The organism is Stenotrophomonas sp. RIT309 (genome assembly GCF_000632045.1).
Taxonomy (GTDB): domain Bacteria; phylum Pseudomonadota; class Gammaproteobacteria; order Xanthomonadales; family Xanthomonadaceae; genus Stenotrophomonas; species Stenotrophomonas indicatrix.
The window spans coordinates 46,244-66,461 of the sequence record NZ_JFYS01000020.1; the positions used below are offsets into that span (position 1 = coordinate 46,244).

Here is a 20,218-nt window from a genome sequence, read left to right on the forward strand (position 1 = left end):
GTTCTGGGGTTGCGCATTTCAAGGTTGCCGGCCAGCGGCTGGCGATGGGGTGGGGTCAGGGCCTTTTCCTTTGGAAAAGGATCCGACCCCGGATCCCTCTCTGGAGGAGAGCCCCCTTGTTGTTCAAGGGGGCGCGCCGACAGGCGCGGGGATAAGGTGGGATGCGTGACCAAATTAAAAAGAAAAAGGCCTGATCTTTCGATCAGGCCTTTTTCTTTTTAATTTGGCTGCCCCTGATGGATTCGAACCACCGATGCCTGAGTCAGAGTCAGGTGCCTTACCGCTTGGCTAAGGGGCAATGTAACGTGTAACTATTTTCTCACTTTTCACGTTGAAAAACAACTTCAACGTGGTGGCTATGGGTGGACTCGAACCACCGACCCCAGCATTATGAGTGCTGTGCTCTAACCGGCTGAGCTACATAGCCTTGGTGAGCCCGCTATTTTGCTGATGTGTACAAGGATTGTCAACACCTTTGTATCGTGCTTGTGGCCCGACAGACGGCATGGGATAGTCCCAACCAGTAGATTTTCTTAGGAGTCCGCATCGTGATCGATCCGGACGGCTATCGACCGAACGTCGGCATCGTGCTGATGCGGCAGGACGGGCAGGTGTTCTGGGCACGACGTGTGCGCCGGGATGGCTGGCAGTTCCCGCAGGGTGGCATGAACACCGACGAGACGCCTGTCGAGGCCATGTATCGTGAACTGCAGGAAGAGACCGGGCTGTTGCCGGAGCACGTTGAGGTGCTTGGGGCGACACCGGGCTGGCTGCGTTACAAGCTGCCGGCGCGTGCCATCCGCCGCAATGAACGCCAGGTCTGCATCGGCCAGAAGCAGGTCTGGTTCCTGCTGCGCCTGACCGGTGATGAAGCCCACGTCAGCCTGGACCATACCGACTCGCCTGAGTTCGATCATTGGCGCTGGGTCGACTTCTGGTATCCGGTGGAGCATGTGGTGGTGTTCAAGCGTGGCGTCTATGCGCGCGCCCTGCGACATCTGGCGCCGTTGGCCCAGGGGGTGGCGGGGCAGGGCATCAGTGCCATGCCCAAGAGCGCTGCCGAGGCCTGGATGCCAGGCCACGCGGCCGGCCACGACAGGCCCAGGAAGCGCACGCCCATGCGCGGCGGGTACTGGCCGCGGAAAGCAAAGGGTGAACCGGGAGCTGTTTGACGGGCACGTTGCGCAAAGAGCGGGCCAAACGGTCGCAACGCACGTCTGCCGGGTATTTCCGGCAGCAACTGGCTGTCCGTCTGGCAAGCCTCCCCTGGCTGTTGTTGAGCGTGGTGGTCCTCGGCGGCATCGCATGGATGCCGCTTGCGCTGGGCGTTTGCCTCGCCTTCGCGACCTGTGCGGGTGCGCTGTTCCTGGCGGACTACCTGCTGCGGCTGAGAGCGGCAGGTGGTGGTGTGCAGTGGCTGATCGTCTTCTTCAGTACACCGGTGCTGGCGCTTGGGCTGTTGTGCCTGTAGCCGCCTCGTACCGGGTGGATTCGACGGCACTCTGAACCGTATCGAGAATGGTTCAGGTCTCTGATTGACAACCATTCTCGTTTCCATTGGAATAGCGACCAGGCCGCTACTGGCCTGCTGCCTTGGTTCCCGCCCGTGTACGTCTGCATCTGCAACGGTGTTACCGACCACCAGATCCGCGAAGCCGCCAGCCATGGCGTCACGTCGGTGGCCGAGCTGACCATGCGCACCGGATGCGGCGCCACCTGCGGTTCCTGCCTGGACATGGCCGGCGAACTGCTGGCCAAGGCGCGTGCCACCCACGATCTGCCGTTGCCGGTGTTGGGCCTGGCGCAGGTCGCCTGAGTCGTTTCGCGGCGCGTTGACGCCACGCTCTCCTGGTCTTCATTGCTGGCCGCAGTGGCCAATGCGCACGATTCGCGTTCCTTCACGCGCGCGCGCAAGGCGCTACAGTGCCCGCGATTTCAGCGTGCAGGAGCATCCCCATGAAGGGCGACACCAAGGTCATCGAATTCCTCAACAAGGTCCTCTACAACGAGCTGACCGCGATCAACCAGTACTTCCTGCACGCCAAGATGCTCAAGAACTGGGGCATCAAGGAACTGGCCGAACACGAGTACAAGGAATCGATCGAGGAAATGAAGCATGCCGACATGCTTGCCGATCGCATCCTGTTCCTTGAAGGCCTGCCGAACTTCCAGGCGCTGGGCAAGCTGCGCATCGGTGAGAACCCGACCGAGATCCTGCAGTGCGATCTGTCGCTGGAACGCGATGGCGTAGTCACCCTGCGCGAGGCCGTGGCCTATGCCGATTCGGTCGGCGACTATGTCAGCCGCCAGCTGTTCGTGAAGATCCTCGACTCCGAGGAAGAGCACATCGACTGGCTGGAAACCCAGCTGGAGCTGATCGAGCGCATCGGTGAGCCGAAGTACCTGCTGAGCAAGCTCGAAGAGTGATTCAACGGGCCTGGCCGGCGAGGTAGCCGGTCAGCGCCACGCGCGCGCGGGCGAACTCCGCCACCAGCAGCGCCACTGCCACGGCAGGGCGCTGCAGGCTGCCACTGCGGGCTTCGAGTTCGATCCGCCGCGCCACCGCTGACAGCGACAGCGCGCCGACGTTGGCGCTGGAGGATTTCAGGCTGTGCGACAGCGCCTGCAGGCGTTCGATGTCGTTGCCCTGCGCCGCCTGCTGCAGCTGCTGCACCAGCTGCGGTGCATCTTCCAGGAACACCGTTACGATCTGCGCGGCGGCATCGCCGATCACCGCCTGCAGTTCATCCAGCACACTGCGATCAAGCACCGGCTGTGGAATCGGGATCGCGCGCGTTCGTTCATCGTCCAGGCTTTCGCCGTCGGGCACGCTCGGGGTTGCGGCAGGTTGCACGGGTTCCGGCAGCGGTGCATGTCCGCGATCCACGGAAACCCGGCCCCAGCGCTGCAGCAGCGCATGCAGCGCTTCACGCGTGATCGGCTTGGAAAGATAGTCGTCCATGCCCGCCTGCAGGCAGCGTTCGCGATCACCGGCCATGGCGTTGGCGGTCATCGCGATGATCGGCAACCGCGTGCGCCCCGCTTCGGCTTCCTCCCTGCGCCAGCGCTGTGTCGCGCTGTAGCCGTCGAGCACCGGCATCTGGCAATCCATCAGCACCACGTCGATTCCACCTTCGCGCAGCAGTGCGAGGGCCTGCTCGCCGTCGGCGGCATTGCGCACCCGGCACTGGAAGACCCGCAGCAGGTGCTCGGCCACCATCCGGTTGACCGTGTTGTCTTCAACCAGCAGCACATGCAGATCCAGCGGTGGCAGCGCGGCGGCCGGCCTGGCGTCTTCGGCGTTGGCCAGCAGCGCTGCGGGGCGCGCGGTAGCGGTTGGCTGCGCCAGCAGCGCGTGCAGGTCGGCATCGTTGAATGTGCTGTGCAGCTGCTGCTGGCGCGGCCGTGCTGCAACCGGATCATCCTGCAGCCACAGCACCTGCAGTGCGTCGTCGGCACCGCGCTCGGCCAAGGCGCGCTGCAGGGCCACCTCGCCATTGCGGCGGTGGCGCGCGTCGACCAGCAACCATGCCGGTGTGCTCTGGCCCGGGCGTGGTGCTGCGCGCAGGCGTTCCATTGCCTCATCAATGCTGGCCAGCGGCTGCACCTGCAGGCCGTGGTGCGCGGCGATGCGTTCGACGCGTGGCTGCAGCTGTGCATCGGCGGTGTACAGCAGCAGCGCTGCCGGCGAGCGGGCCAGCGCCGGCAGGTCGCCGGGAACCTTCAGCAGCGGTATTTCAAACCAGAAGGTTGCGCCCTGGCCTGGGGTGGAATGCACGCCGATATCGCCATGCATCAGGTCGGTGATGCGCTTGCAGATGGCCAGGCCCAGGCCGGTGCCACCGTAGATGCGGGTGGTGGACGCGTCGGCCTGGCTGAAGGACTGGAACAGCCGGGCCTGCAGGGCCTCATCGATGCCGATGCCGGTGTCGACCACTTCGAAACGCAGCTGGTGCTGGGCGGGGCCTTCGCCCAGCCGCTGCACGCGCAACTGCACCTGGCCGCGTGCGGTGAACTTGATGGCATTGGCCAGCAGGTTGCCCAGGACCTGGCGCAGGCGCACCGGGTCGCCGCGTACCGGCAGGCGCACGGCCGGATCCAGTTGCAGGCTCAACGTCAGGCCCTTGGCCTCGGCGGCGCGCTGCAGCAGCTGCACCACGCCATCGAGCAGTTCGCGCAGGTTGAAGCTGGTGATCTCCAGCTCCAGCGCCTGGGCTTCCAGGCGCGAGTAATCGAGGATGTCATCGACGATGCGCAGCAGCTGCTGCGAGCTGGCCGAGGCGGTGGCCAGCATCTGCCGCTGGTCTTCGCCGAGCGGGCCGCGGGCAATCAGCTCCAGCATGGGCAGGATGCCGTTGAGCGGCGTGCGGATTTCATGGCTCATGGTGGCCAGGAATTCGCCCTTGGCCAGCACGGCTGCTTCTGCAGCCTGCTTGGCCTGCAGCAGCTGATGTTCCAGCTGGCTCTGGCGCTCGGTGGTGCGCCGCAGCTGGTCGCGTTCACTGGTCAGGGTGATGCGTTCGCGCTGCAGTGCCGCCAGCGCGCGATTGCGCGAACGCAATCGCAGGCCCAGTACCAGCAGGGCGACGATGGCCAGCGCCAGTAGCGCCAACAGCGCGACCGTCGGTGACACTCAGAGCACCGCGTTGTGGAAGTCGAAGTTCAGGTCGCTGCCGGCCGACTGCACCATGTTGCCCTGGATGTAATCGACACCGCCGACCCACATCGCGGCCGCTGCCTGCGGGTCCTCGATCTGCTGGCCGATGATCTGCAGGCCGGCTGCATGCGCCTGCTCGATCGATCGGCGCAGTTCTTCGCGCGTGTCGGGGTTGGAGTGGCTGCTGGAAAAGCGTGCGGCCATGCGCACGAACGACAACGGCAGCTGGGTGAGCAGGGCCAGGGCTTCGCTGCCCGGTTCGAACTGGCTCAGGCAGAAGCGCACGCCGACGCTGGCCATGCGCTGGCAGAACTGCTGCAACGGCACGGTGTGGATCAGCGCGTCGGGCAGGCGCACGTCGATCACCAGCGCGCTGCCGGGCAGGCGGCGTTGCTGCAGTGACTCCAGCAGCCAGTCCGCGAAGGCATCGCGCTGCAGGGTACGCAGCGACTGCGAGACGAACAGGTTCAGCGGCTGGGTGGCGTGGCGATACAGGTCCAGCAGGCCCATCGCATGCTCCAGCACCTGCTGGTCGAGGTCGGCGATGCGGCCGGCCGCCTCGGCTGCCGGAATCACCTGGCCGGCGGTCAGTACGCTGCCATCGGTCCGGCGCAGGCGCAGCAGCAACTGGTACTGCGCGCTGCTGCCGCCGGCGACGGCGACGATCGGCTGGTAAGCGAGCTCGAGCTGGCCTTCCAGCAACGCCAGGTGCTCCTGCTCGGTCGTGACCTGGCGATGCACGTGGCCGGCCACGCCGGCGCTGAGCAGGCGTGCCTGCAGGGTGGTACGTTCGACCGCTTCCAGGGCGCTGCTGGCATCGTCGAAACCCGGCGACAGCGGCGCGTAGCCGACCACGCCACGCAGGTGTACCGACTCGTCGTCGCGGATCACGAAGGCGCGCGCGGACAGCTGCTCACGCAGGGTGCCGGCGATCGCTTCCAGGCTGTCCTCATCGGCGTTGCGCGCCAGCAGCAGGAAGCTGTTGTCGTTCAGGCGCGCCAGCAGGTGCGGATGGCCAGCCTCGGCAAGGCGTTGCCCGGCCTGCACCATCAGCCGCTCGAAGGCCGCATAGCCATAGCGCTCGCGCAGGCCCAGCGCGCTGGAGATTTCCACGAAGAACACGCCACCGCGGTCGTGCTGCGCCAGCGTCGCGTTGAGTTGCTGCAGCACGTGGTGGCGCGTGGGCAGCCCGGTTTCGGGGTTGCTGGTGGCCGGTGCACCGTTGGCACCGGGCAGGGTCGCTGCCTGCGCGCGTGCGCGGCGGATACGGTTGGCCACCGCGGCAATCAGGTGGCGCGGCCGGATCGGCTTGCTCAGGTAATCGTCGGCACCGCAGTCGAGCACTTCGAACTGGCGCTCCGGATCCGGGTCGCCGCTGAGGAAGACGATCGGCAGCAGCTGCATGCCGGGCTGCTGGCGGATCATCGCGGTCAGCCGCATGCCATCCAGCCCGGGCAGGTGCAGATCCATCAGGATCAGGTCAGGGCGTTGCTCGCGGATGGCCTGTTGCACGCCATCGGCATCGCCGAGCACGATCGCCTGCATGCCGGCGCCATGCAGCACGCTCTGTGCGAACAGCGCCTGGGCACGATCGTCTTCGACGATCAGCACGCGGTAGGGCGAGTCGGCATCGACAGGCGGGATGTCACTGTTGCCCGCCTCGGGCAGTGCGGCGGTGGAGGGCAGGGGCGGCGGAGCCGCCAGTCGGGCGCCGTCGCCGGGCACCGACAGGGCGGGTGTCTCTGACACCGCCGGTACTGCTTCGGCAGGCGTTGCCGCGGCCAAGGGGGCGGCCCAACGTTGCCAATGATCGGCCGGAGGGGTTTCAGCGCGTCCCGGGCGGGGGCCCGCGGCGGATTCGTTTGCGGCCATCGATGCTCCTGGTGTTCGCGGCCATTATGCGACAAGCCTGCCGATCAGCCGGTACGCGGTTGCCGTTGTCCGTCGTCGCTGCCGCCACGTGCCAACCAGCGCACGCTTTTCCACAGGGTGCGCCAGACCAGCCAGACCAGCAATGCGCCGGCCAGGCTGCAGGCCAGCACCACCACCAGCGCGATCCATGGATGCGCCAGCGCGAGCGCCAAGCCGCCGATCACCACGGTATCTTCGGCCGCAGAGGCGACCCAGTTGCTGGCCGGTTCCGGTGAGGTATTGAGCAGGGCGCGGGTGCCGGCCTTCAGGCCATGGCTGGCCAGCGCAACGCCCGCGCCGGCGACCAGTGCACCGGTACCCAGGTCGCCATCGGGCGACAGTGTCGCTGCCGCGAGGAAGGCGCCGGCGGGCACGCGCGCCAGGGTCTGCACCAGGTCCCAGGCTGAATCCACGCCGGGAATCTTGTCGGCGAAGAATTCGGCAATGGCCAGCGCCGCCGACGTGCCGAGCACCCACCACGACTCGGTGGCCTGCAGCGCCGGTGGCAGGTCGACCCAGCCGAGCAGGCCGGCGATGCCGACGCCGAATACGGTGAGGTAAACGCGGATGCCGGCCAGCCAGGCCAGCAGGATGCCGATCACGAACAGGTGGGCTTCGGTCATGGCGGGCTCCGGCGGCGGAACTGTGCGGGGTGCCACACTATCGACCATGGAGTGGCTGAATGCCACCGCCCGGTACCGGCCGGCACCGGGGAAACCTGCCGTTCCTGTCATACACTAGCCCGTCGTTTGCCCCAGGGGCCGTACTGGCGGCGCTTCGGCGCTGCCACGGAGACTACCCATGAACAACCGCCCTCCCATGCGCGTGCAGGTCCGCCTTCCCGGTGCCGCGCAACCACCCGCCGACCGCCGTCGCCTGCTGGTGATCGCCGGCATCTGGCTGCTCAGCCTGGTGCTTGCGGTGCTGGGTGGCTGCTGGCTGGGCACGCCGCGCGGTGAACAGGGCCAGCGCGTGCAGGCTGCCGAGAAGCGCGCCGATACGCTGCAGACGCAGCTGACCGAACTGCGCCAGAAGCAGGCCACGCTGGAAGCGTCGGACCGCATCAGCCGCGCCGCCAACAACGAAGTGCAGTCCTCGTTGGCCGAGCGCGATGAAGAGATCGCCGGCCTGCGCGCTGACGTCGCCTTCTACGAACGCCTGGTGGGCTCGACCAGCCAGCGCAAGGGCCTGAACACCCATTCGATTGAATTCAGCCCGGAATCGGCCGGCACCTGGCAGTACAGCGTGGTGCTGACGCAGAACCTCAACCGCGGAGCGATCAGCCAAGGGCAGATGCGTTTCACGGTGGAAGGCGTGAAGAACGGCAAGCTGGCCACCATCAGCTGGGACGAGCTGCACCAGCGCAGCAAGGTGCCGGGACAGGATTACTCGTTCCGGTACTTCCAGCAGCTCACCGGCAGCGTGATGCTGCCGGCTGACTTCACCCCGCAACGGGTGAAGGTGACATTGGGGAGTGGTGCGGGGGGCACCACGCAGGTATTCGACTGGAAACAGGCCGGCGCACCGGCCAGCAAAGGGGAGTAGGCAGATGTTCGGAAGCAGCAAATCCAGCCGTGATGGCCAACTGGTGGTGGATGCCCTGATCGGCAACCAGGTGGTGATCCGTGGCGATGTGGAATTCAGTGGTGGCCTGTACGTGGAAGGTCGCATCCACGGCAAGGTGATTGCCCAGGAGGGCGCCAGCGCGGCGACCCTGACCCTCGCCGAGCATGGCGTGATCGAAGGCGAGATCCGCGCCCAGGTGGTGGTCATCAGTGGCCGCCTGGACGGCGATGTCCATGCCACCGAGAAGGTCGAACTGACCCCGAGTGCGCGGGTCAACGGCAACGTTCACTACCAGGTGGTGGAAATGAATGCGGGTGCCCAGCTGAACGGCCGGCTGATCCATGCCAGCGCCCCGATGCAGGCCCTGCCGGCGCCGGAAGGCGAAGCGTCCGCTGACGGCAAGGGCGACACCGCCGCCCGCCGCAAGCTGGCCGAGGCGATGGCTTGAAAGCCAGCGCCGGCGCCCCCATGCTGAGCCCATGAACACGCTCGTCTCCCTCCCCGGCGCCACGCCGGCCGCCGCGCCCGACTACCAGTCGCTGGATCGGCCGCTGAACTTCACCGAGGCCGCTGCGGCCAAGGTCAAGGAACTGATCCAGGACGAGGGCAACCCCGACCTGTCATTGCGTGTGTACATCGAGGGTGGCGGCTGTTCGGGCTTCCAGTACGGGTTCGAGTTCGACGAGAACCGTGCCGGCGATGACCTGGCGGTGCAGACCAGCGGGGTCACCCTGCTGGTCGATCCGCTCAGCCTGCAGTACCTGATGGGTGCCGAAGTGGATTACACCGAGAGCCTGACCGGTGCGCAGTTCGTGATCCGCAATCCGAACGCCAAGACCACCTGCGGCTGCGGCAGCAGTTTCAGCATGTAATTGCAGGGCGTGGGGCATGCACCCCGCGCTGCCTTCGGTAGATCCACGCCATGCGTGGATGACCGTTACTGCAACCACAGGCGGGTTTCTGCACAGTCTGCGGCTTGCCACTTGCCGTGATTGGCGGCAGGCTAGCTGGATGCTCAATTCTCCTTCGCCGCTTTCCGGTTTTGCCTTCGTGGGTGAACCGTTGGAGCGCGCCGATGCCATGCGCGAAGATGCCGATGCTCTGGCGCGCCTGTGGCCCGATGCGCGCATTCTTGTCCTGGACCAGGACGGCACCGCCTTCACCGGTGACGACGACCAGCCGCTGGCGTTGACCGGCGCCGATGTCGGTGGCGGGCCGGGTGTCGCGATTTTCCTCGGCCTGCGTGGCGAGCAGGCGTGGTTCTCGGTGGAAGCGGCCAGCGTGACGGTCACCGCGCCACGCCGGCTCGATCTGCGCCAGGCCGCGCTGCTGTGGACCGTGGCCGATGCGACCGCCTTCAGCTACGCCCGTGGCATGTCCTACTGGCAATCGCGTACCCGCTTCTGCGGTGTCTGCGGCAGTGCCGTGACGTTCGCCCGGGGGGGCTTCGTCGGCCGCTGCCCGCAGTGCGCGACCGAGCACTATCCGCGCGTCGACCCGGCGGTGATCGTCGCGGTGGAAAACCAGGGCCGGCTGTTGCTGGGCCGCCAGTCCAACTGGGCGCCGCGCCGCTATTCGGTGCTGGCCGGCTTTGTCGAGCCGGGCGAGACCTTCGAGCAGACCGTAGCGCGCGAAGTGCACGAAGAGAGCAAGGTGCGGGTGACCGCCTGCCAGTACCTGGGCTCGCAGCCCTGGCCGTTCCCCGGCGCATTGATGGTCGGATTCCGTGCGCAGGCACACGACGACGTGCCGACCGTGGATGGCGAACTGGAAGACGCGCGCTGGTTCAGCGCCGAGGAAGTTGGCGCGGCCCTCGCGCGTGACGTCGAGGACGATGGAGAAGGCATCCGTCTGTCACCGCCGATTTCCATTTCGCGGGGTCTGATCGAGCATTGGTACCGCCAGCAACCGGCATCCGGCGGTGCCAGCATTGCCGCCACCTGAACACGCTGCCGGTTACAGTACGGTTCACCGCTGACGGCGACGCTGCGACAGGTAAGGTAGCGACGCCGAACGCTCGCTCGTAGGGAGACCTGCCATGTTCACCACCCTGGTCGCCGTGTTGGTGGCACTGGCCCTTGGCCATGTCGCCCCGGCCGCTGCCGCGTCGCTGCGCCGTTTCGACGGCTTCCGGCGTTGGCTGGGCTGGCTGGACGCGCGCGGTGGTCGGGCCTGGCAGGGGGCCGCCGGCGTGGCGCTGGCGATCGTACCCCCACTGCTGCTGATGGCGCTGGTCGCCTGGCTGCTGCGCGGGGTGCTGTTCGGCCTTCCGGCGCTGCTGCTGGGCGTGGCCGTGCTGGCCTGGTGCTGGGGCCCGCGCGATCTGGACCGCGACATCGAGGCGATCATCGATGCCGACGATGCGCCGACCCGGCAGGCGGCGGTACGCAACCTGCAGTCGGCCGGTGGCAGCCTGCGCGAGGATGTTCCTTCACTGGTCGAGGCGACCGTGCTCAACGCCCTGCGGCGCTGGTTCGCGGTGCTGTTCTGGTTCCTGCTGCTGGGCCCGGTGGGGGCTCTCGGTTATCGCCTGCTGGCACTGATGGCGGAAAGCCCGATGCGTGCGCGCGTGCCGGTGGAGCCGCTGGCGCTGGCACAGCGGCTGCTGGGCTGGATCGAGTGGCCGGTGGCGCAGTTGATGGCGTTCTCGATGGCCCTGGTCGGCAACTTCGACACGGCCTGGAAGGCATGGCGCCAGGCGCATGGTGAGCGCTTGGCCGGTGGCATTGGTTTCCTGGGTGCGGTGGCGCGTGCCAGCGTCAATGCCGAGCTGCGCGAGGACGCTCACGATTACACCGAAGCGGGCCTGCTGCCGGTGTGGCAGCGGTTGCCGGACCTGCGGGATGCGATGAGCCTGGTGTGGCGGATGCTGCTGCTGTGGCTGGCGGTGCTGGCCCTGCTGGTGATCGCGGGCTGGGTGACCTAGTTGTGCTTTTCTGCAGGGCTTGCCGCCCCACCCCCGACAGTTTCCGATGACGGCCAGTAGATCCACGCCATGCGTGGATGCCGAGCGGAGCGACCCGCTTCGGCTTTTGATCTTCTCTTTCTTTTCCGTGGTGGACGCGCACGGAAATTGTCCGTGGCCGGGCGGGATGGGTTTGCGGGGGTGTCCGCGGCATGGATGCCGCGGCCAAGCCTCCACGGACGGATTCACGGCGTCCCCCGCAAACCCATCCCGCCCGGCCACCCCAGGGCTTCGGCCTTCAAACGCCGCCCACCACGAGGGGCTGCGCCGTTGGCTGGAAACCTACACCGGGGCCAGCGCGGTGAACGGTGCCCACGGCAGGTTGCGCAGCACGGCATAGCCGGGCAGCAGCCACAGCCAGAACGTGGGGCTGGCCAGTACCCGCATCAGTGGATCAAGCACGCGCGGGCGTACGCCGGCGGTGTTGAGCAGCATCAGGAACAGGAAGGGCAGGCTGATGACCAGCAACGGGTTCATCGCCATCGCGCCGGGCAGATCGAAGTGGACCAGTGAGTACAGGCAGCGCGTGCTGCCGCAGCCGGGGCAGTAGAAGCCGGTCAGTGCGTACAGCGGACAGCCCGGCAGCGGATTGCCGGAGACATACGGATTGACGTGGCGCAGGACCACGGCGGCACCCGCAGCCAGGCCGGACGCGGCCAGCAGCGGAGCCCAGCGGGTGAGTCGGGAACGAGCAGGAAGTGCGGACATGCGGGGGCGGGATCCGGCGCATGGCCGGACCCCGTCGCGGGCATCAGTAGCTGCCGTTGCCGCCGCTCAGGGCGCCCAGGCCGCCAACGGCCATGATGATGATGAAGTACAGGACGCCAACCACAACGGCAGCGATGGCCGACCAGATGGCCCACTTCTTGGCCTTGTCGGCCGAATCACGGGCACCGGCGACGTCGCCGGCAGCCAGCTTGCCGTTGACCTGCGCGGCGTAGACGATCGACACGATGCCGGCCGGCAGGCAGCAGAACAGGGTGGACAGGATGGCCCAGACCAGATTGTTGGGGACCTGCGCAGTGGTGGTGTTCATGGTTCAAGCTCCTCGATGGGTAGTGGTGGTGAATCAAAGGTCGGATAGAGCGCCCAGCGCGGCCAAGCCGCCGAACAGCCCGAACCACAACAGCAACAGGACCGGCAGGGCTGCGGCCGAAGCCACCGCCCACCAGCCCGCCTTGCGCGACGCGCTATAGGCCCCCGGCAGGTCACCGGCCGCATTGCGACCATCGACCTGGGCGGCATACACGATCGACACCACGCCCAACGGCAGGCAGCAGAACAGCGTCGTCAGGATCGCCCAGACCAGATGGTTGGGGATGTAGACCGGACGGCTGAGCGGTGGCGGTTGATTCAAAGCAAGACTCCATTCCTTGGTGGTCGGCCGTGTGAACGGGCCGAACCTCCCCCCTGTGGGTGCGTAATCTACCGCAACCAACGACGCATGTATGCGTTTTCAGCCCCGTCAGGCCTCGTATCGCCCTTGGACGGTGGCGTATGCAGCGTACCGTCATCGCCCCCGGATGGGGGCGATTGCGTCAGGCGAGGTCGCCGCGCAGGCTGCGGACCTGCGCTTCCAGGGCGGCGGCATCGGTTGAATGGCCATCCACCGCCGGGGCGGCGACCACCTCCACTGTCGCCCGGAACCGGCGCGGCACGCGCATGCGGCCCAGACGGGTATCGCGGCGGCTCCACATGCTCGACCACATGCCGCGCAGGGCCATCGGCACCGCCGGTACCGGACGGCGTTCGAGGATCTTCTCCACGCCGGATTTGAACGCTGCCATCGTGCCGTCGCGGGTCAGTGCGCCTTCCGGGAAGATGCATACCAGCTCGCCCTCGGCGAGTGCGGCGTCGACTTCATCGAACGCGCGCTGCATCAGGGCGGGGTCTTCGCGCGCACCGGCGATCGGAATCGCCTTGGCGGTGCGGAAGATCCAGCGCATGACCGGGATGTTGAAGATCTTGTAGTACATGACGAAGCGCACCGGGCGCGGGATCGTCGCCGACAGGATCAGCGCGTCCATGTAGCTGACGTGGTTGCAGACCAGCAGCGCGGCGCCCTCATCGGGCACGTTCGCTTCGATGCCGTGCGGGCGCAGCCGGTACAGCGTGCGCACCATCACCCAGCTGAGGAAGCGCATCAGGAATTCGGGGACGATGGTGAAGATGTAGATCGCCACCACGGCATTGGCGATGGCCAGTGCCAGGAACAGCTGCGGGATGGTCCAGCCGAGCAGGCGCTGGGTGAGCAGGCCGAGTACGGCCGCAGCGACGATGAAGCCGGAGTTCTGGATGTTCAGCGCGGCGAATACGCGCGACATCTCCGATTTCGGCGTGCGGCTCTGGATCAAAGCAAACAGCGGCACCACGAAGAAGCCGGTGAACAGGCCGATGCCGAGCAGGTCGATGATGATGCGGATGCTGCCGGCCTGGTGCACGAACTGGGTGACCGACAGGCCTTGCGCGGTGGCCTCACCGGCGCGTGCGAAGTACAGGTCCAGCAGGAAGGCGGTCATGCCGAACGCACCCAGCGGCACCAGGCCGATCTCCACCGTGCGCGCCGACAGCTTTTCGCACAGCAGCGAACCGACACCGGTGCCGACTGAGAACAGCGCCAGGGCGAAGATGTACAGGGTGGGCTCGCCACCGAGGTTGGTGACCGCATAGGACGGCAGCTGCGCGGTAAGGATGGTGCCGACGAACCAGAACCAGGACACGCCGAGGATGGCGTTGCGTACCGCCTTCTGTTTCCTGGCCATGCGCAGCACGGCCAGCGATTCGGGGATCGGGTTCCAGTTGATCTTCAGGTCCGGGGCGCCGGCATCCACCTTGGGGATCATGCGCGCGGCCAGGTTGCCGCAGATCGCCAGCGCGATGACAGAGGTGGCGGCCACGATCGGGCCATGGCTGCCTGCCAGGGTGAACACCAGGCCGCCGACGATCATGCCGGTCAGGATCGACATCGACGTGCCCATCTCGACCAGGCCATTGCCACCGGTCAGTTCTTCCGGACGCAGTACCGAGGGCAGCACCGAGTACTTCACCGGGCCGAACAGGGTGGACTGCAGGCCCGTGCAGAACAGGGCCACCAGCAGCACCGGCAGGCTCTCGGTGAGAAAGCCCACCGCAGCCAGCGTCATGATCACGATCTCCATGGTGGTGGTGATCACGATCAGCCGCGACTTCTCCAGCTTTTCCGCGATCTGCCCGGCCAGGGCGGAGAACAGGAAGTAGGGCAGGATGAACAGCGCCGGCGCCAGGTTGGTGTAGAGCGTGCGCTCGCTCTCGGCTACGCCCAGGTAGAACAGCAGGCCGATGATCGCCTGCCGGTACACGTTGTCGTTGAAGGCACCCAACCCCTGCACGATGAAGAACGGCAGGAAACGGCGCTGGCGCAGCAGGGCGAACTGGTTGTGACCGGACATGGAACCTCCTTGGACCGGCGCAGCCTAGCATCCCTGCCTGTCAGGCAGGGATGCGGTAGGTGCGGACCGTTGGTCCACACACCCCACCAACGCTCACACGATATCGTCGACCACGCCGCCATCGACCCGCAGCGCTGCGCCGGAGGTGGCCGACGCCTGCGGCGAGGCGAGGTAGACCACCATGTTGGCCACTTCCTCGACCGTGGCCGCGCGCTGGATCACCGATGCAGGACGATGTGCCATCACGAACTCACGGCCGATCTGTTCCAGCGGCTTGCCGGTGCGTGTACGCTCTTCTTCGAACATCGTTGCGAAGCCATCGGACAACGTCGGGCCGGGCAGCACCGCATTGACGGTGACACCGCTGCCGGCTACGCGCTTGGCCAGGCCGCGCGACAACGACAGCTGCGCGGTCTTGCTGACGCCGTAATGGATCATGTCGGCAGGAATGTTGCGTGCTGATTCGGAGGAGATGAACAGCACGCGGCCCCAACCGGCGTCGACCATCGCCGGCAGCAGGGCGCGCGACAGGCGCACGCCGGACATGACATTGGTCTGCCAGTACTGCTCCCAGGTGGCATCGTCGGTCTCGAAGAAGTCCTGCGGGCCGAAGATGCCGGCATTGTTGACCAGGATGTCGACGTTGCCCGGCAGGCCGGCCAGCAGCGCGTCGACCCCGCGGGCGTCGGACAGATCGGCGGCCACGCCCAGCACGTTGGCGTCGGGAATTGCAGCCAGCAGTCGCTGACGTGCGCGTTCCACGCTGTCGGTACTGCGGCCGTTGAGGATGACCTGCGCACCCGCGGCGGCAAGCCCCTGCGCGATGGCCAGACCGATGCCGGCGGTGGAGGCGGTGACCAGTGCGGTGCGGTCGTTGAGTTCGATCTTCATGGGGGAAATCCTGCGTGGGCGACACCGCAGTATCGGCGTCGGGGCGTGATCGCAATGCCCCCGTGCACGCAACAAGATGTTGCACGGCCGACAGGGTCACGCCCGAATACCGCTCCAGTAGATCCACGCCACGCGTGGATGCCGCTCCAGTAGATCAAGCCACGCGTGGATGCCGCTCCAGTAGATCCACGCCATGCGTGGATGCCGTCCGCTCAGGCCAGGCCGCGCACCGCGCCATTGGCCGCTGCCCTCACCTTCGGCAACATCCGCAGCACCAGCGCCATCTGCGTGCGGATCAACTGCAGTTTCGGCGGCATCGTCTCATCGAGCTGCTCCAGTTCCGCGGCCACCGCACGATCGGCGTCGTTGTCCTCCTCCGACACCGGCTGCTGCGCCGTCAATGCCGATGCCAGCTGCTGCAGCGCTTTACGCACCCGCTCGCCAGCGGCCAGCGCGAGTGGATCGCCCGCGTAGCTGTCGACCTGGTCGCGGTGCGCACCCAGCGCCGACAGATGCCCGAGCAGGGTGTTGGACAACGCCAGGAAGTGGAAACCCGAATCGAGGTTGCGGCGCACGTGGCCCGGTTCGCGCAGCATGTTCGACAATGCGGTGGACAGTGCGGCATCGGCGTTGTGCATGTCGCGGCGGGCGATGCGGTAGGCCAGGTCGTCGCGCATGCCGCTGCGGTACTGGCCCAGCACCGATTCCAGATAACGGGCGGCGGTATCCAGCACCCGCGCCAGCACGCGGTGCAGCTGTCGACCCTGCCAGTCCGGCAGGATCAGGAACGCGGCCGCTGCGGCGATCGCGCACCCCAGAACCGTATCGACCATGCGCGGCACGATCAGCACGAAGCCGTCGCCGATCAGGTTGAAGCAGGTCAGCGCCATCACCGTGATGGCGGCCGAGGCGACCAGATAGCGGTCGGTACGGGTGAAGAAGAACAGCAGTGCCGACAGCAATGCGATCAGCAGCTGGATCTCCAGCGTTGGGAACAGCTGCAGCAGCGCCCAGGTCAGCACCAGGCCGGCAAGCGTACCGACGATGCGCTGGGCCAGGCGCTGGCGGGTGGCACCGAAGCTGGGCCGGCACACGAACACGATGGTCAGCAGGACCCACGAGCCGTTCTGTGCATTGAACAGATGGATGGCAACGAAACCGGCGATCAGTGCCAGCGCCATGCGCAGGCCATGGCGGAACAATACCGAGCCGGGGGTGAGCTGCTGGCGCACGCGCACGCCCATTTCGCGCAGCGTGTGCGGGTTGCTGTCGCGCAGGCGGGTGTCGACGTTGTCCAGGCTGGCTTCGGAACGTTCGGCATCGAGCAGGCGGCGCTCGATGCTGCGCAGGTTGTGCACCAGCAGGTCCAGCGAGCCGAGCAGGCGCTGCCACTGCGGGCGTTGCTGGTCGCGCAGGTAGGCCAGGGCATCGGCCAGATCGCGCCCGGCCTGCTGGTTGCTCTCGCCGTAGACGAACGGACGACGCAGCCGGATCGCTTCGCCCAGCCGTGCACAGGCCTGGCCCTGCAGGTCGAGCAGGCGCTGGCAGCGGTACAGCACGTCGCTGTGGAAGAACGCGTCGACCAGCGCGCCGTACGGGTAATGCGAGGAGCTGGCGCGCTCATGGAAATCCTGTGCCATGTAGTACAGGCGCAGGTACAGGCCGGAGTTGACGCCGGGCCGTCCGGAGCGGCCAAAGCGCGCCAGGATCGCGGTCTTGGCCTCGTTCAGCGCGCCGACCACGCGACGGTTCTGTTCGGCCAGGTCGAGCTGGCGGCGCTGCAGGTCCGCCTCGCGTACGGGTTCGAACAGCGCGGCCTTGAGCTGCAGGTAACGGCCCAGTTCCACGTACAGGCGGGCCACGCGCTCGCGCACCGGCCGGTTGGCGAACAACGTGGTCCACAGGATCGACAGCAGCCCGTACCAGACCGCACCCGCAAGCAGGTGGCTGACCGCATCCAGCGCACTGTGCAGGTCATGGGCGCCATGCTGTTCCAGGCCGATCATGGTGTAGATGGCCAGCGTGACGGTCGCCTGGGCGATGGACGCGTAGCGCTCGCCCAGTGCACCGAGCAGTGTCAGGCCGAACGTGGACAGCGCCAGTGCCGCGATGAATATCCACGGCCAGGGGAACAGCCAGATCACCGAGGCCGCTGCCAGGCAGAAGCACAACAGCGACAGCAGCACGGCCTTGGTCCGGCCCCACCAGTTGTCATCGGTCTCGGCAATCGCACTGGCGATGATGCCGAGGAACACGCCGGGCAGCGCGGTCAGCGCATCCAGGTGCCAGCACACGGCCATGGCCGCGGTCAGGGCAATGAACACCCGCAGGCCATAGCTGGCCTTCTCGTGGGCCCACAGGCGGCTGAGGCGGGATTCGCGTGCGGACATGCAGGCTCGGCGAAAGGATCGGCCACCATTATTACGGGCCACGCGTGAAATCCGGTAGCGCCGCGCCATGCGCGGCGTGGCATGCAGCCGCCGGGCATGGCCCGGCGCTACCGTGGCCCGTTACATGTCGAACCGCACGCTGAGCGCGAAGGTGCGCGGCAGGCCGACGCCGGCATTGGACCAGTACCTGCGGTTGGCCAGGTTCTCCACGCTGGCACGCAGGGTCACCGGATGGCCGGAGGCCAGCAGGCGGTAACCGACGCCGGCGTTGACGAGGGTGTAGTCGGGCAGCTTCAGGGTGTTGTCGGCGTCGTACCAGACATCGCCGTAGTAGCGCACGGCGGCATAGGTCTCCAGCCCTTCCACCCACGGCAGCTGGTAAGTGGCGTGCAGCACGCCGCTCCAGCGCGCAGCACCGACGGTACGGTTGCCTTCCTGCGCCGCGCTGCCCGGTGACAGCTTGTCGTAGGTCGGGTCCAGCCAGGTCACGCCACCGCCCACGGTCAGCGCATCGGTCAGGTGCAGGTCGGCGCTGGCTTCGACGCCTTCGTACAGGGTGATGCCATCCTGCACCAGGCGCTTGCCTGCATCGGTCAGCTGATCGATGTTGGCGCCACGTTCCAGGCGGAACGCAGCGACATTCGCGTTCCAGCGATTCGCTTCCACCTTGGCGCCGATCTCGTACTGCTTGCTGATGGTGGGGTCGAGCACATCGCCGGCATTGATGTAGCTGTTGCCTACGCGGCTGCCTGCTTCCAGCGACTCGATGTAGCTGGCATACAGGGTGACGGCCTCACTGGGCTTGAACATGACCGCATAGGTCGGGGTGACCGGATAGGTGTGGTAGGCGCCCTTGGTCTCGAAGTCGTTGTAGCGCCAACCGGCCAGCACCGACCAGCCATGGCCGAGATCGACGGTATCGCTGACGAACACCGCCTGCTGCACGGTCTCGTCACCGCGGGTCATCACCCGGGAACCCACCGCGTCGTGACGGATGCCATGGCGCTGGTAGAGGTTGGCACGGCCGATCAGGCTGAACTCGTAGGGACGGTCCCAGCCCAGCCCGGTCTGGTGGCTGACACCGGCCACCAGCTGGTGCTGCAGTGGGCCGGTGCCGAAGCGGCCCTGCACCAGTGCCTGTGCCAGCTTCCACTCGCTCTTGCCGCCGAGCTCATAGACGTTGACGGCGTAGTCGCCGTTGGTGTCGTCGATGTAGGCGAAGATCTTGTTGACGTCGTTCCACGAGGTGGTGACGCCATAGCTCAGGCTGGCCTTCCAGTCGCTGTTGATCTGCCAGTTCAGCGCGGTGGACAGCAGGCTGGAGCGGGTGTCGTAGTAGGTGCCGGGCACGCTGTTGTCGACATCGCCGGCGATCGGCTGCGGCAGGGAGGTCAGGCCACGGAAGTAGTACTGCGGTGATTCCTCGCGCAGGTCGCGCGACTGGAACACGCCGTCGAAGGTCCAGGTGAGCGCATCGCTCAGGCGCGCGTCCAGCGACAGTGCACCGACCTTGCGATCGACATGGCCACCGTTGAAGGTTTCGCCCTTTTCCTGGTACGCGTTGAAGCGGTAGCCGAACATCTGCTCGTTGCCGAAGCGGCCGCCGACGTCGATGCCGCCGCTGACGATGCCCTGCTCGCGCCAGCCGAGCTGGGCGGAGAAGGTCGGTACGTCGGTCGGCTTCTTGGTGATGTAGTTGACGATGCCGCCCGGCGCGCCGAAGCCGTACAGGAAACCTCCCGGACCCTTCAGCAGGTCGACCTGTTCCATCACTTCCAGCGGCCATTCGGTGCCCCAGGACGAGACCTGCAGACCGTTGACCCGGTAGCTGTCGAAATTCAGGTCGATGCCACGGTTGCGGATCGGCGAGCTCCAGCCACTGGCATAGGCGCTGACCTGGGTGGTGACCGAGGGGTCGAGCAGGAAGGCTTCGCCCAGCGACACGACCTGGCGCTGTTCGATCTGCTCACGGCCGACGGCGATGATCGCGAACGGGGTATCACGCAGGGCGCGATCGCCGAGGGCGCCAGCCTCGGTATGGGTACGCTCGGCGATGACCTTGACCGCGTCCAGATCGGTGGCGCTGCCGGATCCGGCCGGGGCTTCGGCGTGTGCAGTGCAGGCGGCGGACAGCGCGACGGCCAGTACGGCCAGGCGGGGGGAGCGAATCGGCAACATCGATGGAGATCCTCGGCGGGCGGCCACGGGCCATCCGCCCATGCAGGGGGGAAAGGTCGGTGGCTGGGATCACGCAGGCGTGCCGGGGACGGCAGCGGGGCGCCACAAGGGGGCGCAGGACCATGGCTGGATGAGAATTGTTCTCTTTTCGTTACAGCGCGTCAAATGCCATCGGCGTGCGGACCAACGGTCCGCACCCACCAGAGGCCGGTAGCGCCGCGCCATGCCCGGC

19 protein-coding genes and 2 tRNA genes are annotated in these 20,218 nt (G+C 66.8%); 9 read left to right on the forward strand and 12 right to left on the reverse strand.

From position 1 onward, the window contains the following. Nucleotides 1–224: 224 nt before the first annotated feature. Both BW38_RS08380 and BW38_RS08375 read right to left on the reverse strand, forming a co-directional pair. Nucleotides 225–298: transfer RNA gene (locus tag BW38_RS08380), tRNA-Gln, on the reverse strand. A gap of 52 nt (nt 299–350) precedes the next feature. Further along, a tRNA-Met gene (locus BW38_RS08375) sits at nt 351–427 on the reverse strand. Between the two features lie 121 nt (nt 428–548). Between BW38_RS08375 and BW38_RS08370 the strand changes: the two genes are divergently transcribed. The 4 genes from BW38_RS08370 to bfr all read left to right on the forward strand — a co-directional run bounded on the left by BW38_RS08370 (nt 549) and on the right by bfr (nt 2,427). After that, entirely contained in the window at nt 549–1,172 is a 624-nt protein-coding gene (locus BW38_RS08370) for an RNA pyrophosphohydrolase (RefSeq protein ID WP_025874624.1), read from the forward strand. Further along, the gene (locus BW38_RS0120755) at nt 1,169–1,471 is read left to right on the forward strand and encodes a hypothetical protein (protein WP_235189961.1); all 303 of its coding nucleotides are present in this window, start codon (nt 1,169–1,171) and stop codon (nt 1,469–1,471) included. Before BW38_RS08370 ends, BW38_RS0120755 begins: the two co-directional genes overlap by 4 nt. Nucleotides 1,472–1,606: 135 nt before the next feature. Further along, entirely contained in the window at nt 1,607–1,816 is a 210-nt protein-coding gene (locus tag BW38_RS08365) for a bacterioferritin-associated ferredoxin (protein ID WP_032951724.1), read from the forward strand. A gap of 140 nt (nt 1,817–1,956) precedes the next feature. Continuing rightward, nucleotides 1,957–2,427, forward strand: coding sequence for a bacterioferritin (gene bfr / locus BW38_RS08360; RefSeq protein ID WP_025874625.1), 471 nt, complete (start codon nt 1,957–1,959; stop codon nt 2,425–2,427). Nucleotide 2,428: 1 nt separating this feature from the next. On the opposite strand, the gene BW38_RS08355 is transcribed toward bfr, so the two are convergent. Genes BW38_RS08355 through BW38_RS08345 form a run of 3 tightly spaced genes read right to left on the reverse strand, consistent with a single transcriptional unit; the run spans nt 2,429 to nt 7,191 of the window. Then, the gene (locus tag BW38_RS08355; protein ID WP_032976657.1) at nt 2,429–4,633 is read right to left on the reverse strand and encodes an ATP-binding protein; all 2,205 of its coding nucleotides are present in this window, start codon (nt 4,631–4,633) and stop codon (nt 2,429–2,431) included. Continuing rightward, on the reverse strand, nt 4,634–6,529 hold the full coding sequence (locus BW38_RS08350; protein WP_032976658.1) for an EAL domain-containing protein: 1,896 nt from the start codon (nt 6,527–6,529) through the stop codon (nt 4,634–4,636). Nucleotides 6,530–6,573: 44 nt separating this feature from the next. Continuing rightward, nucleotides 6,574–7,191 (reverse strand): DUF4126 domain-containing protein, encoded by a 618-nt coding sequence (locus BW38_RS08345; protein ID WP_025874628.1) that lies wholly within the window; start codon nt 7,189–7,191, stop codon nt 6,574–6,576. A gap of 178 nt (nt 7,192–7,369) precedes the next feature. On the opposite strand from BW38_RS08345, the gene BW38_RS08340 reads away from it, so the two are divergent. The 5 genes from BW38_RS08340 to ampE all read left to right on the forward strand — a co-directional run bounded on the left by BW38_RS08340 (nt 7,370) and on the right by ampE (nt 11,060). Beyond that, the gene (locus BW38_RS08340) at nt 7,370–8,113 is read left to right on the forward strand and encodes a DUF6776 family protein (protein WP_025874629.1); all 744 of its coding nucleotides are present in this window, start codon (nt 7,370–7,372) and stop codon (nt 8,111–8,113) included. A gap of 4 nt (nt 8,114–8,117) precedes the next feature. Beyond that, nucleotides 8,118–8,582, forward strand: coding sequence for a polymer-forming cytoskeletal protein (locus BW38_RS08335; protein ID WP_025874630.1), 465 nt, complete (start codon nt 8,118–8,120; stop codon nt 8,580–8,582). Nucleotides 8,583–8,613: 31 nt separating this feature from the next. Further along, complete coding sequence (erpA, locus tag BW38_RS08330; protein ID WP_025874631.1) at nt 8,614–9,006, forward strand: iron-sulfur cluster insertion protein ErpA; 393 nt, start codon at nt 8,614–8,616, stop codon at nt 9,004–9,006. A 139-nt stretch (nt 9,007–9,145) separates the two neighbouring features. Continuing rightward, nucleotides 9,146–10,078 carry an NAD(+) diphosphatase gene (nudC, locus tag BW38_RS08325; protein ID WP_025874632.1) on the forward strand — a complete coding sequence of 311 codons (933 nt, stop codon included), beginning with the start codon at nt 9,146–9,148 and terminating at the stop codon, nt 10,076–10,078. 94 nt (nt 10,079–10,172) lie between these two features. Then, nucleotides 10,173–11,060: a regulatory signaling modulator protein AmpE gene (ampE, locus tag BW38_RS08320; RefSeq protein WP_025874633.1), complete on the forward strand. Its 888-nt coding sequence runs from the start codon at nt 10,173–10,175 to the stop codon at nt 11,058–11,060. 321 nt (nt 11,061–11,381) lie between these two features. On the opposite strand, the gene BW38_RS08315 is transcribed toward ampE, so the two are convergent. From BW38_RS08315 to BW38_RS08285, 7 genes are all read right to left on the reverse strand, one after another. Beyond that, on the reverse strand, nt 11,382–11,807 hold the full coding sequence (locus BW38_RS08315) for a DUF2752 domain-containing protein (protein ID WP_025874634.1): 426 nt from the start codon (nt 11,805–11,807) through the stop codon (nt 11,382–11,384). 43 nt (nt 11,808–11,850) lie between these two features. Beyond that, nucleotides 11,851–12,135 carry a CD225/dispanin family protein gene (locus BW38_RS08310; protein ID WP_025874635.1) on the reverse strand — a complete coding sequence of 95 codons (285 nt, stop codon included), beginning with the start codon at nt 12,133–12,135 and terminating at the stop codon, nt 11,851–11,853. Nucleotides 12,136–12,168: 33 nt separating this feature from the next. Further along, complete coding sequence (locus BW38_RS08305; RefSeq protein WP_025874636.1) at nt 12,169–12,456, reverse strand: CD225/dispanin family protein; 288 nt, start codon at nt 12,454–12,456, stop codon at nt 12,169–12,171. A 181-nt stretch (nt 12,457–12,637) separates the two neighbouring features. After that, nucleotides 12,638–14,527 carry an MFS transporter gene (locus tag BW38_RS08300; protein ID WP_032976659.1) on the reverse strand — a complete coding sequence of 630 codons (1,890 nt, stop codon included), beginning with the start codon at nt 14,525–14,527 and terminating at the stop codon, nt 12,638–12,640. 93 nt (nt 14,528–14,620) lie between these two features. Further along, entirely contained in the window at nt 14,621–15,418 is a 798-nt protein-coding gene (locus BW38_RS08295) for an SDR family oxidoreductase (protein ID WP_032976660.1), read from the reverse strand. Nucleotides 15,419–15,630: 212 nt separating this feature from the next. Beyond that, the gene (gene yccS, locus BW38_RS08290) at nt 15,631–17,808 is read right to left on the reverse strand and encodes a YccS family putative transporter (RefSeq protein ID WP_032976661.1); all 2,178 of its coding nucleotides are present in this window, start codon (nt 17,806–17,808) and stop codon (nt 15,631–15,633) included. 120 nt (nt 17,809–17,928) lie between these two features. Continuing rightward, complete coding sequence (locus tag BW38_RS08285; RefSeq protein ID WP_032976662.1) at nt 17,929–19,986, reverse strand: TonB-dependent receptor; 2,058 nt, start codon at nt 19,984–19,986, stop codon at nt 17,929–17,931. Between the last annotated feature and the right edge of the window lie 232 nt (nt 19,987–20,218).